At 51.1% G+C, this 17,748-nt stretch carries 18 protein-coding genes and 1 riboswitch; all 18 genes read right to left on the minus strand.

The genetic code is table 11. The features are described 5' to 3' along the window. Positions 1-2 precede the first annotated feature (2 nt). A complete protein-coding gene (locus TJ79_RS11100) occupies positions 3-626 on the minus strand; it encodes a histidine phosphatase family protein (protein ID WP_040950376.1) in 624 nt (207 codons plus the stop codon). After that, positions 599-982, minus strand: coding sequence for a bifunctional adenosylcobinamide kinase/adenosylcobinamide-phosphate guanylyltransferase (locus TJ79_RS11105; protein ID WP_040950377.1), 384 nt, complete (start codon positions 980-982; stop codon positions 599-601). Before TJ79_RS11105 ends, TJ79_RS11100 begins: the two co-directional genes overlap by 28 nt. A gap of 12 nt (positions 983-994) precedes the next feature. Further along, entirely contained in the window at positions 995-1,765 is a 771-nt protein-coding gene (locus TJ79_RS11110) for an adenosylcobinamide-GDP ribazoletransferase (RefSeq protein ID WP_040950378.1), read from the minus strand. Between the two features lie 208 nt (positions 1,766-1,973). Beyond that, the gene (locus TJ79_RS11115) at positions 1,974-2,540 is read right to left on the minus strand and encodes a bifunctional adenosylcobinamide kinase/adenosylcobinamide-phosphate guanylyltransferase (RefSeq protein WP_040950379.1); all 567 of its coding nucleotides are present in this window, start codon (positions 2,538-2,540) and stop codon (positions 1,974-1,976) included. Between the two features lie 20 nt (positions 2,541-2,560). Next, positions 2,561-3,601: a nicotinate-nucleotide--dimethylbenzimidazole phosphoribosyltransferase gene (gene cobT / locus TJ79_RS11120; RefSeq protein WP_202903312.1), complete on the minus strand. Its 1,041-nt coding sequence runs from the start codon at positions 3,599-3,601 to the stop codon at positions 2,561-2,563. After that, the gene (locus TJ79_RS11125) at positions 3,585-5,108 is read right to left on the minus strand and encodes a cobyric acid synthase (protein ID WP_040950381.1); all 1,524 of its coding nucleotides are present in this window, start codon (positions 5,106-5,108) and stop codon (positions 3,585-3,587) included. Before TJ79_RS11125 ends, cobT begins: the two co-directional genes overlap by 17 nt. A 98-nt stretch (positions 5,109-5,206) precedes the next feature. Beyond that, complete coding sequence (locus tag TJ79_RS11130; protein ID WP_040950412.1) at positions 5,207-5,557, minus strand: Spx/MgsR family RNA polymerase-binding regulatory protein; 351 nt, start codon at positions 5,555-5,557, stop codon at positions 5,207-5,209. A 47-nt stretch (positions 5,558-5,604) separates the two neighbouring features. After that, positions 5,605-6,597, minus strand: coding sequence for an RluA family pseudouridine synthase (locus TJ79_RS11135; protein ID WP_040950413.1), 993 nt, complete (start codon positions 6,595-6,597; stop codon positions 5,605-5,607). Positions 6,598-7,061: 464 nt separating this feature from the next. Beyond that, positions 7,062-7,658 carry a cob(I)yrinic acid a,c-diamide adenosyltransferase gene (locus TJ79_RS11140; protein WP_040950382.1) on the minus strand — a complete coding sequence of 199 codons (597 nt, stop codon included), beginning with the start codon at positions 7,656-7,658 and terminating at the stop codon, positions 7,062-7,064. After that, positions 7,658-8,563, minus strand: a complete 906-nt coding sequence (locus TJ79_RS11145; RefSeq protein WP_081756855.1) for an ABC transporter ATP-binding protein — start codon at positions 8,561-8,563, stop codon at positions 7,658-7,660. Before TJ79_RS11145 ends, TJ79_RS11140 begins: the two co-directional genes overlap by 1 nt. After that, positions 8,560-9,600, minus strand: coding sequence for a FecCD family ABC transporter permease (locus TJ79_RS11150; RefSeq protein ID WP_040950383.1), 1,041 nt, complete (start codon positions 9,598-9,600; stop codon positions 8,560-8,562). The genes TJ79_RS11145 and TJ79_RS11150 overlap by 4 nt, the downstream gene beginning before the upstream one ends. Positions 9,601-9,932: 332 nt before the next feature. Next, positions 9,933-10,952: an ABC transporter substrate-binding protein gene (locus TJ79_RS11155; protein ID WP_052339499.1), complete on the minus strand. Its 1,020-nt coding sequence runs from the start codon at positions 10,950-10,952 to the stop codon at positions 9,933-9,935. 180 nt (positions 10,953-11,132) lie between these two features. After that, positions 11,133-11,328, minus strand: a riboswitch (cobalamin riboswitch). Between the two features lie 116 nt (positions 11,329-11,444). Beyond that, positions 11,445-11,708 (minus strand): aspartyl-phosphate phosphatase Spo0E family protein, encoded by a 264-nt coding sequence (locus TJ79_RS28115; RefSeq protein ID WP_052339500.1) that lies wholly within the window; start codon positions 11,706-11,708, stop codon positions 11,445-11,447. A gap of 204 nt (positions 11,709-11,912) precedes the next feature. Beyond that, entirely contained in the window at positions 11,913-13,112 is a 1,200-nt protein-coding gene (locus TJ79_RS11165; protein WP_040950384.1) for an aminotransferase class I/II-fold pyridoxal phosphate-dependent enzyme, read from the minus strand. A gap of 10 nt (positions 13,113-13,122) precedes the next feature. Further along, positions 13,123-13,611, minus strand: coding sequence for an Lrp/AsnC family transcriptional regulator (locus tag TJ79_RS11170; protein WP_040950385.1), 489 nt, complete (start codon positions 13,609-13,611; stop codon positions 13,123-13,125). 191 nt (positions 13,612-13,802) lie between these two features. Further along, a complete protein-coding gene (locus tag TJ79_RS11175) occupies positions 13,803-15,053 on the minus strand; it encodes an MFS transporter (RefSeq protein ID WP_040950386.1) in 1,251 nt (416 codons plus the stop codon). 128 nt (positions 15,054-15,181) lie between these two features. After that, positions 15,182-17,161, minus strand: a complete 1,980-nt coding sequence (locus tag TJ79_RS11180; RefSeq protein ID WP_040950387.1) for a GTP-binding protein — start codon at positions 17,159-17,161, stop codon at positions 15,182-15,184. After that, the gene (locus tag TJ79_RS25950) at positions 17,145-17,657 is read right to left on the minus strand and encodes a zinc ribbon domain-containing protein (protein ID WP_052339501.1); all 513 of its coding nucleotides are present in this window, start codon (positions 17,655-17,657) and stop codon (positions 17,145-17,147) included. Before TJ79_RS25950 ends, TJ79_RS11180 begins: the two co-directional genes overlap by 17 nt. Positions 17,658-17,748 lie beyond the last annotated feature (91 nt).

Consider the following 17,748-nt stretch of genomic DNA (forward strand, 5'->3'; position numbering starts at 1 on the left):
CTCTATAATTTCCGCAATATTTCCAGACTCGGCTGCGAGTGCTCCAGAAAAGTGAGTCGGCACACATACCCTTCTCCGTTGCTGCACTGGTAATCAAAATAATTGCCGCCGCCAAAGGAGCTTAAAAGCGCCATCATGCTCCCTCCATGTACCACAGCGGCTATGAACGACTCTTTTGCGGTCAAGCCGTTTACGGATAGCTCGTCTACAACCTTCATCAAGCCCATTTTGCATCGATCCATGACATCTTCTCTGCTCTCACCGTCCGGAAAAGGCAATTCCCCGTTACTGTCTATCCACTTCTGATACTCTGCATCGCCGTTCAAGTCAAGGTGGTTTTTTCCTTCAAAGCGGCCAAAATCCGCTTCTCTCCACTCTTCTATCAAAATAGGATCCTTGCAGTCATAGAGAAGATCCGCCGTTTGCCTGCAACGCTTCATGGGGCTTGAAAAAACGATAGATGCCGGCGGATATTTTCCCATCTTCTTGTTTAAAAGCAGCTTTTCTTTTCCGGCCGCAGACAGATCCTCTTCCGTTCGTCCAAGATATCGGCCTTCTGCATTGGATGGAGTTGCTCCATGCCTAATCAATACCAGATTTATTTGAGTTTCTGTCCGATTCCGCATAGGATTCGCTCCACCTTAACCGCCTTTTCCGCCAGTTTGCAAAGAATTCTGCCCAGTTTCTCCCTGTATTCTCTCTCTTCCGCTTCCATAGGCACGATTCCACTGCCGACTTCATCGCTGATAATGATGAGATGAGGATTTCGGGATAGCACCCTCGCGATCATATCCTCTGGATCTTTTCCCGCTTTAACCTGGCTTCGTACCCAACGATGAAAATGATTAAAAATTCTCGCCCCATCCTCAACGTCACCATCAGAATAGGTTGCAGCATCTACTACCCGTTCCTCGGAAATGCCTGTCTGTTTTAGCACATAGTTTAATTTGCCTTGGGCACATCCCCCAATATAGAGCTCCATAATCACCGGTCCTTAAATGAATTTGCCTATGCAGCATACAGCGACAATAATCACCGTTGCACCTTCACAGAGGGTTACAAAGTATCCTGACGTATCACCGGTAATACCTCCCAATTCTTTGTAGCAGCGATACCGGTAATAGCAAAAGGTCAGTAATGCGCCTGCCAGAGCGGCTATTCCTACCCATAGGGATAGATAGAGCAGGACAGCCGCGCATCCCGCTAGCTGAGCATACAGAGCGATTTTCACCGCTTTTTCGTGCGCAATGCTCGAGAACATGTACAACAGGCCCTCTTTTTTAGCACCGTGAAGGCTCACTACTCCAATTCCGCATAAGGTGCGGGAAAGAAAAAAGCCTGCCCCCACCAGCGCCACCGCTTTCAGATTTCCTAACTCCGAATAGGCGCCCACATAAAGCAGATAATACACGATCACTCGGATCACAGAAAATGCGCCGATATGGGGGTCCTTTAGGATCTCCAGCTTTTTTTCCCTGCTTTGATAAGAATGAAAGGCATCCATAGAATCCATATACCCATCGACATGCAGCCCGCCGGATACGAGAATGGGGATTGCCGTGCCAACGGCTGCAAAGAAAAGCGGCCCGACTTCATAATGCTGATAAAGCATTCCCCAACCGTAAGTTAGAAGTCCGATCACAGCTCCGACCCATGGAAAAAAGCAAAGGGCATATTTCATATCCCGGTCCTTCCACTCAAACTGTGGCATCGGGATTTTCGAGTACATGGAAAATGCGATCACGAATGCTTTTAGTACCGACATATGCCTTCCCCCATAAGAAAAACTCCTATCGTCAAATGACTATATAAGATGTACAAAAGAATGTAAGGATTCCGTCCCTGCAAAACCTGATTATTCTTCCAATCGCTGTTGCGATCCGATTCCCCGATTAGACAATACCCTATAGTAGGAATCGGATCGCAAAGGCGACCGCTAACGCTTTTCCAGAACAATCGGTTTCTCCGTTCCTTCATCCGTTTCTTTTGTTCAATTTATATAGCTCACCCTTAATCGGAACCGGAATGCCGACCACGACCTCCGTTACAACATCCGCCCAGCTTGCGATCTGTTCATGCACCTTCCCAAGCGCTTCGATATAGCTTCTGGTTCCATTTTCATATGGAATGCCGTCTTCAAACACGTTATTGCTGACAATAACCAGATGGTCGACCCTCTCGCTAAGGAAACATATGTCTTCAAAAATTTTGGCAGCGACATCAAGGGGAGGTTTCATTTCTGCCTCGGAGAACATTTCGTTTGCCACCAAATTCGTCATACACTCCAATAATACAGTGGTCGCGCCATCCTTCATATGAGCCAGAGTTTCTGCAACATTAGCGGGCTGCTCAATGGTTTCAAATCCTTTGCCCGCCCTTACGTCCAGGTGCCGATCCACTTTTCTCCGGCTCTCTTCATCATAGATCTGCATCGTTGCCACGTAGTACAGATTATCTTGACCTGCCGCTAATGCACTTACTACCTTTTCCGCATAAACGGATTTCCCATTGCCAACACCGCCGATAATGAATACGCGCATGTTCTCCCCCGATCTTAGACTCAGCTGCCCAAATGGAGATCGCCAAAGGTAGCTCCGCTGTGGTATACGGATAAGGCGATATCAAGCAGGGAAAACATCATCACCGCCCCTGTCCCTTCTCCCAATGCTAACCCAGCATCGATGATCGGATGTACGCCAAGCTCCTCCAGTATTCTTTTTGCCGCTGGTTCCCTGCTTAAATGAGAAGGCACCACATATTCTTTAACCCCTGGAACGAGGCGTTCAGCCGTCAATGCCGCCACCGCGCTGATGACTCCATCTATAATGACCGGAATATGATAGACGGCGCCGCCGATAAATACGCCCACAAGTCCTGCAATATCAAGACCCCCGACACTCGCAAGGATGCGAAGGGTTTCGTCCTTGGAGAACCGGTACTTCTCTAAAGCCTTATTGATCACTTCGCTTTTATGCATTAATCCTTCCCTACTGAGTCCCGCTCCCGTGCCGGTCGTTTCTTCCGCCTTACATTGCAGCAAGGCTGCTGCCATGGCACTGCTGGTCGTCGTATTGCCCATGCCTAGTTCGCCCGTGGCTATAAGCTGGTAGCCCTTATCTTTACAATCACTCACCATTGCGATTCCAATTTCAATCGCCTTTCGAACCTCTTCCTCCGACATCGCGGGTTCTTTTATAAAATTTTTCGTAGCATGTGCCACTTTATGCCGAATAAGTCCCGGGATTTCTTCTTTTTGATGAATGCCAATATCCACCGGGATGACATCAGCTCCGACCTGTCTTGCCATTTTGCAGACAGAGGTGCTTCCTTTACCTAGCTCACCCGCGATAATGGCGGTCATCTCATATCCGAACAGACTTACCTGTTCTTCGACAATTCCATTGTCCGCGCACATTACGATGACCGCTTTTTTATAAATATCGATATCAGCCGTTCCCGTGATCGCGCCAATTTGCGCAATGATCGGCTCAAATTGTCCCATGCCGTTCAAAGGCTTGGCGATTCCGTCCCAGACTTCCTTTACTCTTTGTCTCATCGCTTCATCCGGTCTATCAATCGCGAATTCAATTAACTCTTTCATCGTCACTCTTCCTTTCATTCATCATTCGATAGATTTCATCCATATTCAGATATTGCCGCAAGGTATCCGCCAACTTATCGTACTGAGTCTCTTTAAACGTCGCATAATCCATCGTCAAGCCGCTTTCCATGGACAACCCTTTTCTCTCAGCAAGCTTTCTTATGATCACAGATGCGAGTGCCCCATGATCAAATAGGCCATGTACATAAGTGCCGTAAATATTGTCCGCTGACAGGCCATCCGCCTTCTTATTCCCTTCCCGCACATCCGTTAAGGTGCACAGCGGCCTGCTGCCCTGATCTGCGGTGCTGATGCCCATATGGATTTCATAACCCGTGAGTTCCATTCCAGACAACTCTGAGAATAATCCGGATAGTTCTCCAAATCCCCCTTGCACCTGGGTGCGAATCTTTTCTTTTTCCAGCACCGTATCCATTGGAAGTAATTCCATGCCAAGAATGCTTCCACCTTCTTCGATACGATAGGGATCGGAGATCGAGCGACCGAGCATCTGATAGCCGCCGCAGATCCCGAAGATAATACATTCCTCTTTCTTCTTTTTAACTGCCGCCTCCAACCCATTCTGTCTCATCCACTTCAGATCGCCTATCGTATTTTTGCTGCCCGGCAGGATAATCATATCCGGATGCTGCAACTGGGAGACAGAGTCCACATATCGGACAGACACGCCTTCAATCAGCTCAAAAACGGCAAAATCCGTAAAATTGGAAATCCTTGGCAGGCGAATGACCACAATATCGATCTGTGCCGCTTCTCTTTTGTCAAAACGACTGGTCAGACTGTCCTCGTCCTCCAGAGATATATTCATATAGGGAACAACGCCGACTACCGGGACGCGCCCTTTATCTTCCAACATCGTAATGCCAGGATCGAGAATGGTCTTATCCCCGCGAAATTTATTAATGATAAGTCCCTTAACTCTTGCTTTCTCTTGATCCTCCAAGAGCATCAACGTTCCAATTAATTGAGCAAATACGCCGCCCCTGTCAATATCACCGACTAAAAGGACAGGCGCATCCAACAGATCAGCGAGTCCCATGTTTACAATGTCATTTTCCTTCAAGTTGATCTCAGCCGGGCTTCCCGCGCCCTCAACAACGATAATATCCGACTGCATTTCCAGAGCTCGATAGGCTTTGATAATATCAGGAATCAGCTTCTTCTTATAGGCAAAATAATCTCTGGCACTCATGTTGCCAAGGACTTCCCCGTTCACAATCACTTGCGAGCCGATATCATTTGTCGGTTTCAAAAGGATCGGATTCATCCGTACGGAGGGCTTTATGCCCGCCGCTTCCGCCTGCATGACCTGTGCTCTTCCCATCTCCAGCCCTTCCTCCGTAATATAGGAGTTTAACGCCATGTTCTGGGATTTAAAAGGTGCCACACGGTACCCGTCCTGCTTAAAAATTCTGCACAAACCTGCTACAATCAAGCTTTTCCCTGCGTTAGACATCGTTCCCTGCACCATGATGACCTTTGCCATTTAAAAAACCTCCACTGCCACAACCGGCATGGAGGTACAAAAAGGCTAGACTAGCCCTGTCTTATATACCAGGCCAATGACTCGTGGCTGATTTCGAATTAATGTGAGCCCCATACCGACTGGTAGGTTTCTTCTTTGAAGCCCACAGTTGTCGTTTTCCCATCGGTGACAACGGGGCGTTTCATTAACATTCCGTTGCTCGAGAGAATGTGGAGTTTCTCATCCAAACTCATCGACTTGATCTTGTCCTTCAGGCTCAGCGTCTTGTAAACCTCTCCCGACGTGTTGAAAAATCGATCCACGTCCAGCCCGCTTTGCTGGATTAATGTTAATAAAGTCGTCTCCGAGGGCGAACTCATCTTCAAATCCGCCAACTCCACTTTATGTCCGTGGGATTCCAGCCATTTCTTGGCGTTTTTGCATGTGCCGCAATTGGGAATCCCGTACATCGTAAGCTCCACGCCAACTTGCCCCTTTCGTGTATGCGTGCGTCCTGCTATTCCTTGCTCTGTCGCAGATATGCCGTCGTTTCTTCCATGTCCTCCGGCATCGGCGCAACAAATGACATACGCTCGCCTGTTGCCGGGTGCTGAAAAGCGAGCATCCGGGCGTGCAACGCTTGCCGCTCGATGGGGTAGTTCCATTCCATCGAATCGAGTATTGCCGACCCAGCCATCGGATTGTCGGGGTGATCCGTGTCCGGTCCGTACATGCTGTCGCCGATCACCGGGTGGCCCAAATGCCGCATGTGTACACGGATTTGATGGGTCCGTCCGGTTTCCAGACGGATGTCCACCACCGAACCGGCGGCGTAGGCTTCCTCCACCCGGTAATGGGTCACGGCCGGATAGCCGTCAGGAGTGACGATGCGGAAATAGGGAGCCTCTGGATGCCGATCAATTGGTCCCGTCACGGTGCCTTCCGCCGGTTCCAGGTATCCCCTCACCAGAGCGGTATACGCCTTTTCCACTGTTCCCGCCATCATCTGGGCTGAGACATGCTGGTGCACGTAAGGCGTCTTCGCCACCGCCAGCACCCCCGAGGTCTCCCGGTCCAATCGGTGGATCGGCCGGAAGCGGACGTTTTCGCCTTTTTCCCGCCAATAATGAACGACTCCGTTGGCCAGAGTGCCGGTGTAATGCCCGTGGGTCGGATGGACGATGATTCCCGCCGGCTTATGCAGAATGAGCAGATGCTCGTCCTCAAATAAAATAGCCAAAGGCATCGGCTCGGGCAAAATCTCCTCCGATTCCTCCTCCTGCATGCGAATCTCCACCCGGTCGCCGGCCGCTACCCGCGTGTTGGTGTACCGCCTTTCGCCGTTAACCAAAATGCCTTGCTCCGTAAGCTTAAGGCGGGATAGAAGCTTGCGGGACAAACCCATCTTGTTCAAAAGCAGCGTCCGTAAAAGAAGACCGTCCTGCTCATCTGTGACGACGTGGACTAAAGGCTGATAATAGGTAAGCTCGCTCTCTTTCAACGGTTTCATCCTCTTCGTAAAATCTTGTTTGCGGCTGCCATAAAATAAGTTGAACAAAAGGTTGTAAGGATTTCGTCCCTGCAAAACCTGATTATTCTTCCAATCGCTGTTGCGCTCAGATTCCATGATTAGACTACTTCATAAAAATAGGAATCCGATAAGAAAAACGCCTATCGACGCACATTCAAAGAAGCCAGACCGCGTATAGAGGTTATTTTTCTTGCGATATCAGGAAGCTGAAGCTCCGAAGTTTATCCTTTCTGATATCGTCGCAAAGGCGACCGCTGAAGCTATCCTGAACGAATCTTAGTTAATCTAAGATCGGTTTCAGGCGGCTTCGCCGATTTTCACACATTCGCTCGTGACGTGCAAGCGGCATGTGTGGCGTATCCAGAACAATCGGTTTCTCCGCTCCTTCATCCTTCCTTTCGTTCAACTTATACTGATCGGTGGCTCAAGCGTGAAACGGATCTTTACTCTTTATCCTTCCGGGTGTGGAATACATCCGCGCTGCGCACGTACTCCACGTCGCTTTTGCCTTCCCGGAAATTCGCCGTACGGGCCACCGTAAAAAACAAGTCTGACAGCCGGTTCAAATACCGCAGCGCTTCCTCGTTGATGACCGCCTCTTTCGCCAGCGTCACCACTCGGCGTTCAGCACGGCGGCAGACGGTGCGGCATATATGCAGGGCCGAAGCTAATGGACTTCCTCCCGGCAAAATAAACTTGGTGATATCCGGTGTTTCCGCATCGTACTTATCGATACAAGCTTCCAGATTATCCACTTTGTCAGCCTGCAGCTTATAAGGACGCGGAATCGACTCGTCCACGCCTTCCGGAGGCAAAATCGCTAAATCTCCGCCGCAGTCGAACAACTCATGCTGGACCATCTCCATATCCGCCCGCATGTCTTCGTAAAGCGGACCTTCCATCAAGCAGATGGCTTGGCCGAGAAAGCTGTTCAGTTCGTCGACGGTACCGTAGGCTTCCACCCGTGGGTCATCCTTCTCTACCCTTCCGCCGATGACCGACGTCCGTCCTTTGTCTCCCGACTTCGTATAGATCTTCATCACGGTCTCACCTTCCCTGCTCCGACTGCCAAGTCTGAGCTCATTTTCTCATAATTTTGCCGGCTTTCCAAATCCTCTGCCTGCTGCAAACCCTCCCGAAAGGCATCCGCCTTCCCGGCCTGCTGACCGGCATGGCCCGGACGCAGCAAAAGCTGCGGCGATCCCGTTTCCGGATGGGGCAAAATCGTTGGCCGGGTGCCATATACCCGTTCAATCAGCTCTTCCCGCATCGTTTCCTCCGGGGTGCCGATATGAACAACTTTGCCTTCATGCAGCACCAAAATCCGGTCGCAGTACTGAGCGGCCAAATTCAAGTCATGCAGTACCGCCACCGCCGTCAAGTTGCTTTCCCGCTGCCATTTCCGCACGTAGTCCATCATTTGCACCTGATGCCCGATGTCGAGGAAGGTCGTTGGCTCATCCAGCAAAAGCAGCCGCGGCGACTGCACCATCGCCCGTCCCAAAGCGACCCGCTGCCGTTCCCCGCCGCTCAGGCTGGCGATGCCGCGGTCAGCCAGATGCGCTAAACTCAGCTTTTCCATGACAGCCTCAATGACTCGGGAGGAATCTCCCTTTTCGCGCCCCAACCAATTTTGATAGGGAAAGCGGCTCATTTCCAGCACTTCCCGGACCGTAAACTCCACCGGCTCGAGTCCCTCTTGGGCGAGAACCGCCACCAGCTGCGCTCGTTTTTTGCGGGAATAGGAATGAACCGGCTTATCTTCCACCCGCACGGTCCCTTTCATTTCCGGTGCAAGCCCCGAAATGGCCCGCAGCAAGGTAGACTTGCCGCTGCCGTTCGGGCCGATAATGCCATAAAACACCCCGGTCGGGACGTTGAAGGCGATATTTTTTAAGATCTCCGTCCCCCCGGCAACTACCGAAAGCTTCTTCACGTCGATCATCGGGTCGCCTCCCTATCCCTTTTTTTCAGCAAATAGACGAAGAAAGGAGCGCCGACCAGCGCAGTGACAACGCCGAGAGGAATTTCCTGCCCGCTTAAAACAAGACGCGCCAGCGTATCCGCCCACACGACATAAATCCCTCCAACTATCGCAGACAGTGGAATCAACAGCTTGTGATCCGGCCCTGCAAAAAGCCGCACGAGATGAGGCACGATAAGCCCGACAAAGCCGATAACGCCGGAAACGGACACAACCGCTGCAGTCAATAAACTGGAAGCACCAAGTACCACAAGCTTTGTTACCTGCACGTTGACACCCATATGCTCTGCCTGCTTTTCGCCAAGTGTAAATAGATTAAGCGCTCGACTGAATGCGACTAAAACTACCGTTACCACGATCAAAAAAGGAGCTACCAACCGCGAATATTCCCATCCTCGCATAGCAACGCTGCCCATCAGCCAAAAAACGATCTCATTCACAACGTTGCGGGAAAGCGACACCATCAAGGAAACAAACGAACCGAAAAAGGCCTGCACGATAACTCCGGAAAGAATAATCGTTTCAATACGCAGCCTGCCGGAACGCCCCGACAAAAAATAGACAATCACTAAGGTGAGTAGTCCCATAACGAAAGCCGCGAAAGGCACTGCCCACATTCCCCACAAGGATTGCATGCCAAAAAGAATGACAAATGCCGCCCCCACCGAAGAACCGGAAGCCACGCCCAGCGTGTAAGGGTCAGCCAACGGATTGCGCAACACCCCTTGAAAACCAGCCCCAGCAACGGCCAGTGATGCTCCTACCAGCATAGCCAAAACAACCCGCGGCAGACGAACCAGAGCAACGATCACCTCATTCTCTGGCTTCCATCCGCCCGAAGGGAAAAGATCGCCGATAAAAGGCAGTCGATGCAGAAGGATATCCCAAACCTCTTTCAGCGGCACTCTCGCTGAACCAAGAGAAAGGCTAACGACAACGGATAGTAGTAAGAGGAGGCAGGCGCCTCCTCCATAAACCCAAGCTCTTCCTTTACCCATAACTCACCAGCCGATCTCAATATAAGTTGAACTTAAGATTGTAAGGATTCCGTCACTGCAAAACCTGATTATTCTGGAGAGTCGCTGTTGCGCTAAGATTCCTTGATTATATAGTTGTTTAAAGGTAGGAATCTGATAAGAAAAACACCTATCGATGTACATTCAAAGAAGCCAGACCGCGTATAAAGGTAGTTTTTCTTGCGATATCAGGAAGCCGATGCTCCGAAGTTTTATACTTTCCGATATCGTCGCAAAGGCGACCGCTGAACCTTTTCCAGAACAATCGGTTTCTCCGCTCCTTCATCCCTTTCTTTCGTTCAATTTATATTGCTTCACTTCACCGCTTCCGGATGGATCGCCTTCGCCATTTCGACGAGTGCATCCAATAAACGCGGGCCTACGCGGGAAACGATATCTTCATTGAGCGCGAACATACGATTTTCTTTAACTGCCGCCAGAGAGTCAAAGCCCGGACGTTTATTGATGGCATCCTTGACCGCATCGCCAATACCCGGTCCTGTTGTGTACAGAATGACATCCGGGTTGCTTTTGATAATCGTTTCGGCGTTAATCTCGAACCAGCCCTGCTGATCTTGAGCAACATTTTCGCCGCCTGCAAGGGTAACCAGCTCATCCATAAACTCGCCTTTGCCAACACTCCAGCCCGGAGAAAATTCCATGTATACTTTTTTCTTCGGTAAATCCTTCACTGCGTTAACAATGCGTGCTTTTTCCTCGCGCATATGATTCGCCGTTTTCTCAGCGTCTTCCTGACGGTCCAAAATGACGCCCGCCGTTTCAATTTTCTCCACAACCTGATCGAAGGTCTTTGGCTCCGACGCATAAACCTTCACATTCAGCTTACGCAATGCTTCAATCGCTTTTGCATTCAAAGACGCGCCAGCAAACACAACATCCGGCTTAAGGGCAACTACCCCTTCAATATCAGTCGTCATGTCGCCCACCTTTGGCTTCGAGTTCGCCTCTTTTGGATAATTGCTGTATTGGTCCACGCCTACAACCGTATCGCCGCCGCCAATCGCATAAACAACCTCGGTTTCACTAGGCGCAAGGGTTATCACTCGCTCCGGAGCTTTTTCAAATACAATCGATTGTCCCGTGGCATCCGTCAGCGTTAGCGGATATACCGTCTTCGCCGCAGCCGCTTGCGTCGGCGCTGCTGTTGGCGCTGCAGACGGAGCCATGGAAGCTGTTGCTGCCACCGTAGGAGCTGCCGTTGCCGCACCGCCGTCGTCCTTCTTCGATCCGCCGCAAGCCGTCAAGCCTGCCGCCAAAGCCACCGATAGCGCTACCGCCCCGATGCGTTTCCCCCAAAGCTTCATTTCCATCATCCTGATCTCTCTCCTATCCATATGGTTTGGCATTCCGCCATATGAGAGGAGCTTGATACCGGGCCGATCTCACGCACAACGAAAAACCCCATCCTAACGGATGGGGTTCGACATACGACGGGACGGCAGAACAATGCCGTGACAAGTCCCGGTAAGCCGCATCCTTTTCCGCGAAGGATTTCGTCAGCTAACCGCCAGGCAGGTCTCCTGACTCCGCAGTTGCCGACCGCCTCGCCTTCCCGCCCTTATCGGACAGTGGCTGATCTGAGGCAATCCCGCGGTTACAGTGGCGCGACCGTGCCGGATTTGCACCGGCTTCCCTTTTAACCCGTACGCTTTTCGGCGATATCCGGGCACCTGACAGTAAATGAATTCATCGGGTTCAAGCTAATCTCTTAGTCAAAAGTATAGGGGATGCTACCATTTGATGCAAGCTGACAGAAGGAAGGATGCGAAGTATTTTCTTTTCTTATACAGTGAAAAGAAGCTGCATCAGCAGCTTCCTATCGTATACATATATTCATTGATCTTGATGTCCAGCTTGCTGCTTGCTTCCACAACCCGGGGCGCGGTGAGTGACTTCTCCCGTTCTACCAATTCTTCCATGCGCAGACGCAAAATTCGAATTTCTTCCTCCAGGAAATAAAGAGAAGAGGTTGGAGAAGGCAGATAGGATTTGCCAAAAATACCGGATCCACTCTCTCGAATGACAAAAGTGCCATCAGAAGTGACAGCAATGCCGCCCTTGTATAACAATCCTGATCCCTCCTTGTCTTAACCGATTCCTGCAAAAAGAATGAAAGCTTTGCAAAAGGGAGCGATATACAATTGAAACAGCAAGGGAAAAATTAAATTTATTTACAAATTCTATAATTTAATGCCATAAATATATCATAATAATGTCATAAAAGATATAGAACTTTCTCATTACCCAGCTCATATAGACCTGGTTCCAAAGGCTTACACTTGTCGGATTTTCTGCAAAAATACGCCCATCCGCTCAAGAGCTTCGTTTAATTGTGCGACGGAAGTCGCATAAGAACAACGGAGAAACCCTTCTCCCCCCAGGCCAAATACGTTCCCGGGCACAGCTGCTACTTTCGCCTCCTTAATGAGGCGCCCAGCAAACTCTTCGGATGAGAGACCCGTCGATTCGATACTGGGAAAAGCGTAAAATGCTCCGTGAGGTTCATGACAGGACAAGCCCAGCTCCCGGAATCCGCTTACCACCAACCTGCGCCGCTGATTATAGGACTCCATCATCTTATCCTTTTCTTCCATCCCGTTTGTCAGCGCCTCAATTCCGGCCACTTGAGCCATAATCGGAGCGCACATCACCGTGTATTGATGGATTTTCATCATCGCGGCGATCAATTCCCGATGACCGCAGGCATAACCGAGCCTCCAGCCGGTCATGGCAAAAGCTTTGGAGAAGCCGCTGACAAGAATCGTCCGATCCTTCATACCTGGCAAAGAAGCGAAGCTCACATGCTTGCCTTCATAAGTCAGCTCAGCGTAAATCTCATCGGATATCACGATCAGATCGTTTTCCTCGACGATTTTAGCGATGGGGAGATAATCCTCGTAGGTCATGATTCCCCCTGTCGGATTGCTGGGATAGCATAGAACGAGTATCTTCGACCGGGGTGTAATCTTGGCCTGCAAAGATTCTGCGGTAAGCTTGAAGCCATCCTTGGCGAAGGTTTCAATGCCTACGGGAACGCCGCCGGTTATGCTGGTGATCGGATTATAGGAAATATAACAGGGCTCGGGAACGAGAATTTCATCCCCTGGCGTAATCAAAGCGCGCAAAGCTAAATCGATGGCTTCGCTGCCGCCGATGGTAACGAGCACTTCATCCTGTGGTTGATACTCAACATGGAAGGAGTTCGCCAAATAGGACGAAATGGCTTCCCGCAGCTCAATCATGCCGGAATTGGAGGTGTAGCGGGTATGGCCACGCTCCAGAGAATAAACGGCAGCATCTCTTACATGCCAGGGCGTAGAGAAATCCGGCTCCCCAACCCCAAGAGAAATGATGTCCTTACTTCCGCTGACCAGATCAAAAAACTTACGGATTCCGGAAGGTGGAATATCGCGAACGATCGGATTGAGGAAATCCCGCATCGACTTTGTTTTTGTTGGTGTGTTCTCAATCATGGCCGCTCACCTACGGGGAGACCGGGAGCCGATGATCTTCTTCATGATCCTCGAACGTAATCCCGTCCTGCTTGTATTTTTTCAGAATGAAATGCGTTTTCGTCGACAATACCCTGTCGATTGGCGAGAGCTTACTGGAAACGAAAGAAGCGACCTCTTTCAGAGTGCGGCCTTCGATTTCAACCAGCAGATCGTAGGCTCCTGACATCAAATAAACCGATTTCACTTCCGGATATAGATAAATTCGCTCGGCGATGGCATCGAAACCACGGCCACGTTCCGGCGTAATCTGAACTTCAATGAGTGCGGTGACTTTGTCGTTGACCTTGCCCCAGTTGATTACCGCCGCGTATTTGACAATGACATGTTCCGCTTCAAGCTCCGCGATCGCCGCATCAACACTCTCCCGGTTCGTTCCCAACATGGTCGCAAGCGTTGCCGCGTCCATTCGGGCATCCTCCTTGAGCAGGTCCAGAATTTTCAACTTCAGTTCACTCATATGAAACCCTCCGATCGTGTAATGGCGATGCATGGTGACTCAAGGATAAACGGCTAACGCCGTCCATTTCAAGACGAACGGCGTTTACCATTGGGAATAAGGCTTATTATAGTGCTAAACTTATAAGCTCTTATGGAGAAAAAAATGTTATTACCACTATACAACGAAAGGTTACGGCTGTAAAAGAGAAATTAGCTGCCCTTCATACCGGAAAGCTTGCCTTTTTTAGCACCAAGCCACGGAATTAGCAGCAGCCATACTGCTATTGTCGAAAGATTGATTCCAAAAAGCAGCAGATTCGTCGCCAGACTGGAGGTTGTGGCGGAGACGACGCCAATAAAAACCACCGTTCCGATGATTCGCCCTGCGTTTATCGCCACTTCCCGGACGACAATGTACTCGACGCGGTTGGCGCCGCCGTCTTGTTCCCTTCCGATCAAGTCGAAGACTACAGATGTTACCGGTATAAAGAACAGGGGAAGAAACAACGCTGTACCCACTCCATAGAAAAGAAGCGTTCCGTAGCTTACCTGTTTGAAAAAAGGCAGTACCACCGCCGTCATGCCCGCTCCACCTATCAACATAGCCCATTTCCTGCGATGGGGACGAACGTAACGACCTGCTGCCAAAAAGGTAAACAACGCAACCCCATAGGTGACCAGAGAGTAATTGCCCAGCTTCATTTCGTTTCGCGTGCTTATGTAAACCAATACCGGAATCATGAAAGCGATGACTCCCTCCCGCAGCCCTTGCGCGACGAGAGCCGGAAGCACACGCCGCCAAACCCCGTTTTTCCGTCGAACTATCCGAGCTCCGAAGCTCCAGAGATAGCGTCCTTCCGCCTTACGCTTTTTCAGCAGAAACGAGCAAAAGAAAGCCGCGACAAATACGCCGAGGGACAGAGCGAAAATCAGCCGGTATCCATTTACATCTTTCAATCGGAAAATCAATTGCCCCGAAATCCAGGGAGCCGCCATACCCGCAGCGGAGCCCAACAGTCCTGCCCAGCCGTTGAAGCTGTCCCGATCCTCGGGTCCTGTAATTTCAAAGTAAAGCACATTGAAGGCGAGCCAGAAAAAGCCAGAAGTAAGCCCCTGCACGATGCCCAATAGCGGTATCCATTGAACGGCCGTGGAGCCCAGGACAAGAACAACCAAGTAAAACAAAGCTGCCGTCGCCAGTCCCGTTCGCAGACAGTTCATGATGTTGCCTTCTTTCGCCCACTTGCCGCAAAGCCAAAAGGTGAGAGCCATGGCAGCTTGCTGATAAAGAGCGAACCAGCCCAGCATGGCCAGATCGTTTTTCACCTTCCATAAATAGACGTTAACGAAAGTGCCGGATAGCGCGTTGGCCACAACGTACAGACCGTTAACCAGGAGCAGCCATTTTGCCTGAAGGGACAAGTCTACGGTTCTTGCTTTCTTCTTTCGGTTAGGATTCATCGATTCACCTGCCGGTCGGATCTGGACGAAGAACGTCATTAACATACCCAAACCGGATGGAATCGTTGCATGTCAGTGGAATGATGCCTTTCACTAGGCGGTCACCATTTAACGTCAGACCGCAATACTCACCACTCCTCAGATAGCGCGTTCCTTACGCTCAAGATGTAACGGGAATGATCCAACGGGTTAACGCCGATCCGCGGTCTCGACACATCTGTGCCGGGAGGAGCCGGTTGATATCCCCAAAAGGAAGTGACCATGGTTCCTCTACCCTTGGATTGAGATGAAAGCTTGACGGAGTAATCCAAAGAGGTAGCCACGGGGATTTTCCCCTCCACCGTCATGCGATCTCCCGCTGTCTCCGGAGGTGAAAACTCAGCCCGCATCTGCGCCAAATCGGCCATGACCTTGCCGCCCAGCTCCTCCGGCACCGTTATGCGAAACGATAGCAACGGCTCCAAAAGCGTCGTGCCGGCAGCCTGTAGGCCTTCCATAATCGCTACCGGTGTGGCGACGACGAAATCGAGGGGATGGGTGTGCCAAACATGATGCTCGCCGTATAGAAGCGTCACCTTTAAATCCGTTACTTCCCAACCCCGGAGACCTTGCAGCAACGCTTCGGGTACTTGCCGCTCCACCTGTTTCTGATATTGGAGGAGCAGATCCTCCGTCCGCACCTGCCCTTGATAGACGAGGCCGCTGCCCCTCTCCCCCGGTTCGATTAGAAAGCGGAGGATCGCCCAGCATGGCTTCGGCATCGTATACGCATAGAAGCCCTCTGCCGTACGGGAGGGTGTTTCTTTATAGATGACCGAAGGCTGTCCGAAAGTAACGTCCAACTGGAAGCGAGCTTTCATCACAGCCGTCAAAATTTCCAGTTGAATCGGCCCCATGACGTTGATATGCAGTTCTCTCTCCTGCCTGTGCCACTGCATGCCAAGAAGCGGATCTTCTTCCGCCAGCTCCTGCATGGCGGCGACGACCGCTGGGTAATCCTGCTCCTGCTGCCAGTAAACGCGCACCATCAGGAGCGGCACCGCCATCCGAAGCTGCGGCGGAACCCCCGCCGGATTTCCTAAAATATCGCCCACTTGGGCAGAAGTTAAGCCGCAGACGGCGGCAATGTCCCCTGCTGCCAGCAGTCCGATATCCTCGCCACGCTGTCCCTCCATCCTGCGGATTTGCGTGATCTTCTCGTGGACATTCCGAGTGGCGTTGAATACCGCTGCCCGGTTGCGGATCGTTCCTCCGTACATCCGAACATAGGCCAGCTTGCCCATGGTCTTGTGCCTCTCAATTTTAAATACGACGCCGGATACCGGTTCCTCGGCACTTCCCTTTGGCTCAGGTAAAAACTCCACGATGGCGTCCAGCAGCTCCGCGACACCAATGCCCCGAGCAGAGCAGCCGAACAAAACGGGAAAAGCCAAGCCGGTCCGGGCAAGCTCATCGAGAGCTTGCCGAAGTTCCTCCGGCGATAAGCTTTCCCCGTTTAAATAACGCTCCAGAATAGCATCATCAGCCTCCGCGAGCCTTTCAACGGCGTCTTGCAGCGAAAACGCGCCGATGCCGGGATTCTGCCAGAGACTGCAGTTGCCCGTATATGCCTGCTCCCGTCCGACCGGAATCTGCACCGGAATTGCCACCGGTGTAAGCACCCGACGAATCTCCGCCAGCGTCCTTTCCGGGTCGGCGCCGACCCGGTCCATTTTATTGAGATAAACGATCGTCGGAATATTCATCGTCCTGAGGGCATGCCAAACCGCTTCTGTTTGCGCCTGTACGCCCTCTACCGCGGACACCAGCAGAACCGCTCCGTCCATCACCCGCATCGACCGTTCTACTTCTGAAAGAAAATCGACATGCCCGGGTGTATCGACCAGATTAATCGCCGTATCCTTCCAAAGAAAAGAGGTAGACGCCGCCTGTACCGATATCCCCCGTTCCCGCTCGACGTCCAGCCAATCCGTCTGGGAGGTCCCTGTATCTACCTTGCCCGGCGCGCGGATTTTGCCGCATTCGTATAGCATGTATTCCGTCGTCGTCGTCTTTCCCGCATCCACGTGGGCAAAAACGCCGACATTCCGTCTATTCGCCAATCCCATCCTTGCTCTCCTTCACTTGCTGGTCTTGACTTTCTTGCTCTTGAGCCGACTCTTGTTGAGCAGATTCTTGCACCGGTTGAGAGGAACCGGAATCAGATGCCTCCGGCGTTACCGGGATAACGTCCGCATCAACGGACCGGGGTGGAGCAAAGGAAGCGCCACAATTCGGGCAAAATTTGGCATCTACCGGAAGCGCTTTGCCACAAGCGCATTCTTTCTCATTGCGAATCTCGCGGATTTTCCGTTCCAGTTCGTCGATTTCCCCAAGCAGCTTATGGATTTCCTGAAATACCGAAATAAATTCCTGATCATCGTATGGAGTGCCATGCTGCTCAAAGCTGCGGTATACTTGCCGGCCGATGGTAAGGTAAAGACGATCCACGTCTTTTTCCAAACCATAGATTTGCGTCTTCAATTTGGTTGTTTCCACTGTCTGCTGCGCAAGCCGCGCGGCTTCCTGAGCCCCGTCCTTCATCTTGTCGAAAAAGTTTTTCACCGATAACCCCTCCAATATGTAATAAATGCAAGAAGACAAAGCCTCCGTTCACGAAACCGCCAGGAAACTTTGTCATCCGGTTAAAGCCAAA

The organism is Gorillibacterium massiliense, assembly GCF_000455485.1.
In the GTDB taxonomy this organism is placed as follows: Bacteria; Bacillota; Bacilli; order Paenibacillales; family NBRC-103111; genus Gorillibacterium; species Gorillibacterium massiliense.

Coding starts and splice junctions, on each gene's coding strand:
- TJ79_RS11100 (WP_040950376.1), bottom strand. CDS start 626: ATGCGGAATCGGACAGAAACTCAAATAAATCTGGTATTGATTAGGCAT.
- TJ79_RS11105 (WP_040950377.1), bottom strand. CDS start 982: ATGGAGCTCTATATTGGGGGATGTGCCCAAGGCAAATTAAACTATGTG.
- TJ79_RS11110 (WP_040950378.1), bottom strand. CDS start 1,765: ATGTCGGTACTAAAAGCATTCGTGATCGCATTTTCCATGTACTCGAAA.
- TJ79_RS11115 (WP_040950379.1), bottom strand. CDS start 2,540: ATGCGCGTATTCATTATCGGCGGTGTTGGCAATGGGAAATCCGTTTAT.
- cobT (WP_202903312.1), bottom strand. CDS start 3,601: ATGAAAGAGTTAATTGAATTCGCGATTGATAGACCGGATGAAGCGATG.
- TJ79_RS11125 (WP_040950381.1), bottom strand. CDS start 5,108: ATGGCAAAGGTCATCATGGTGCAGGGAACGATGTCTAACGCAGGGAAA.
- TJ79_RS11130 (WP_040950412.1), bottom strand. CDS start 5,557: ATGTACGGGATTCCCAATTGCGGCACATGCAAAAACGCCAAGAAATGG.
- TJ79_RS11135 (WP_040950413.1), bottom strand. CDS start 6,597: ATGAAACCGTTGAAAGAGAGCGAGCTTACCTATTATCAGCCTTTAGTC.
- TJ79_RS11140 (WP_040950382.1), bottom strand. CDS start 7,658: ATGAAGATCTATACGAAGTCGGGAGACAAAGGACGGACGTCGGTCATC.
- TJ79_RS11145 (WP_081756855.1), bottom strand. CDS start 8,563: ATGATCGACGTGAAGAAGCTTTCGGTAGTTGCCGGGGGGACGGAGATC.
- TJ79_RS11150 (WP_040950383.1), bottom strand. CDS start 9,600: ATGGGTAAAGGAAGAGCTTGGGTTTATGGAGGAGGCGCCTGCCTCCTC.
- TJ79_RS11155 (WP_052339499.1), bottom strand. CDS start 10,952: ATGATGGAAATGAAGCTTTGGGGGAAACGCATCGGGGCGGTAGCGCTA.
- TJ79_RS11165 (WP_040950384.1), bottom strand. CDS start 13,112: ATGATTGAGAACACACCAACAAAAACAAAGTCGATGCGGGATTTCCTC.
- TJ79_RS11170 (WP_040950385.1), bottom strand. CDS start 13,611: ATGAGTGAACTGAAGTTGAAAATTCTGGACCTGCTCAAGGAGGATGCC.
- TJ79_RS11175 (WP_040950386.1), bottom strand. CDS start 15,053: ATGAATCCTAACCGAAAGAAGAAAGCAAGAACCGTAGACTTGTCCCTT.
- TJ79_RS11180 (WP_040950387.1), bottom strand. CDS start 17,161: ATGGGATTGGCGAATAGACGGAATGTCGGCGTTTTTGCCCACGTGGAT.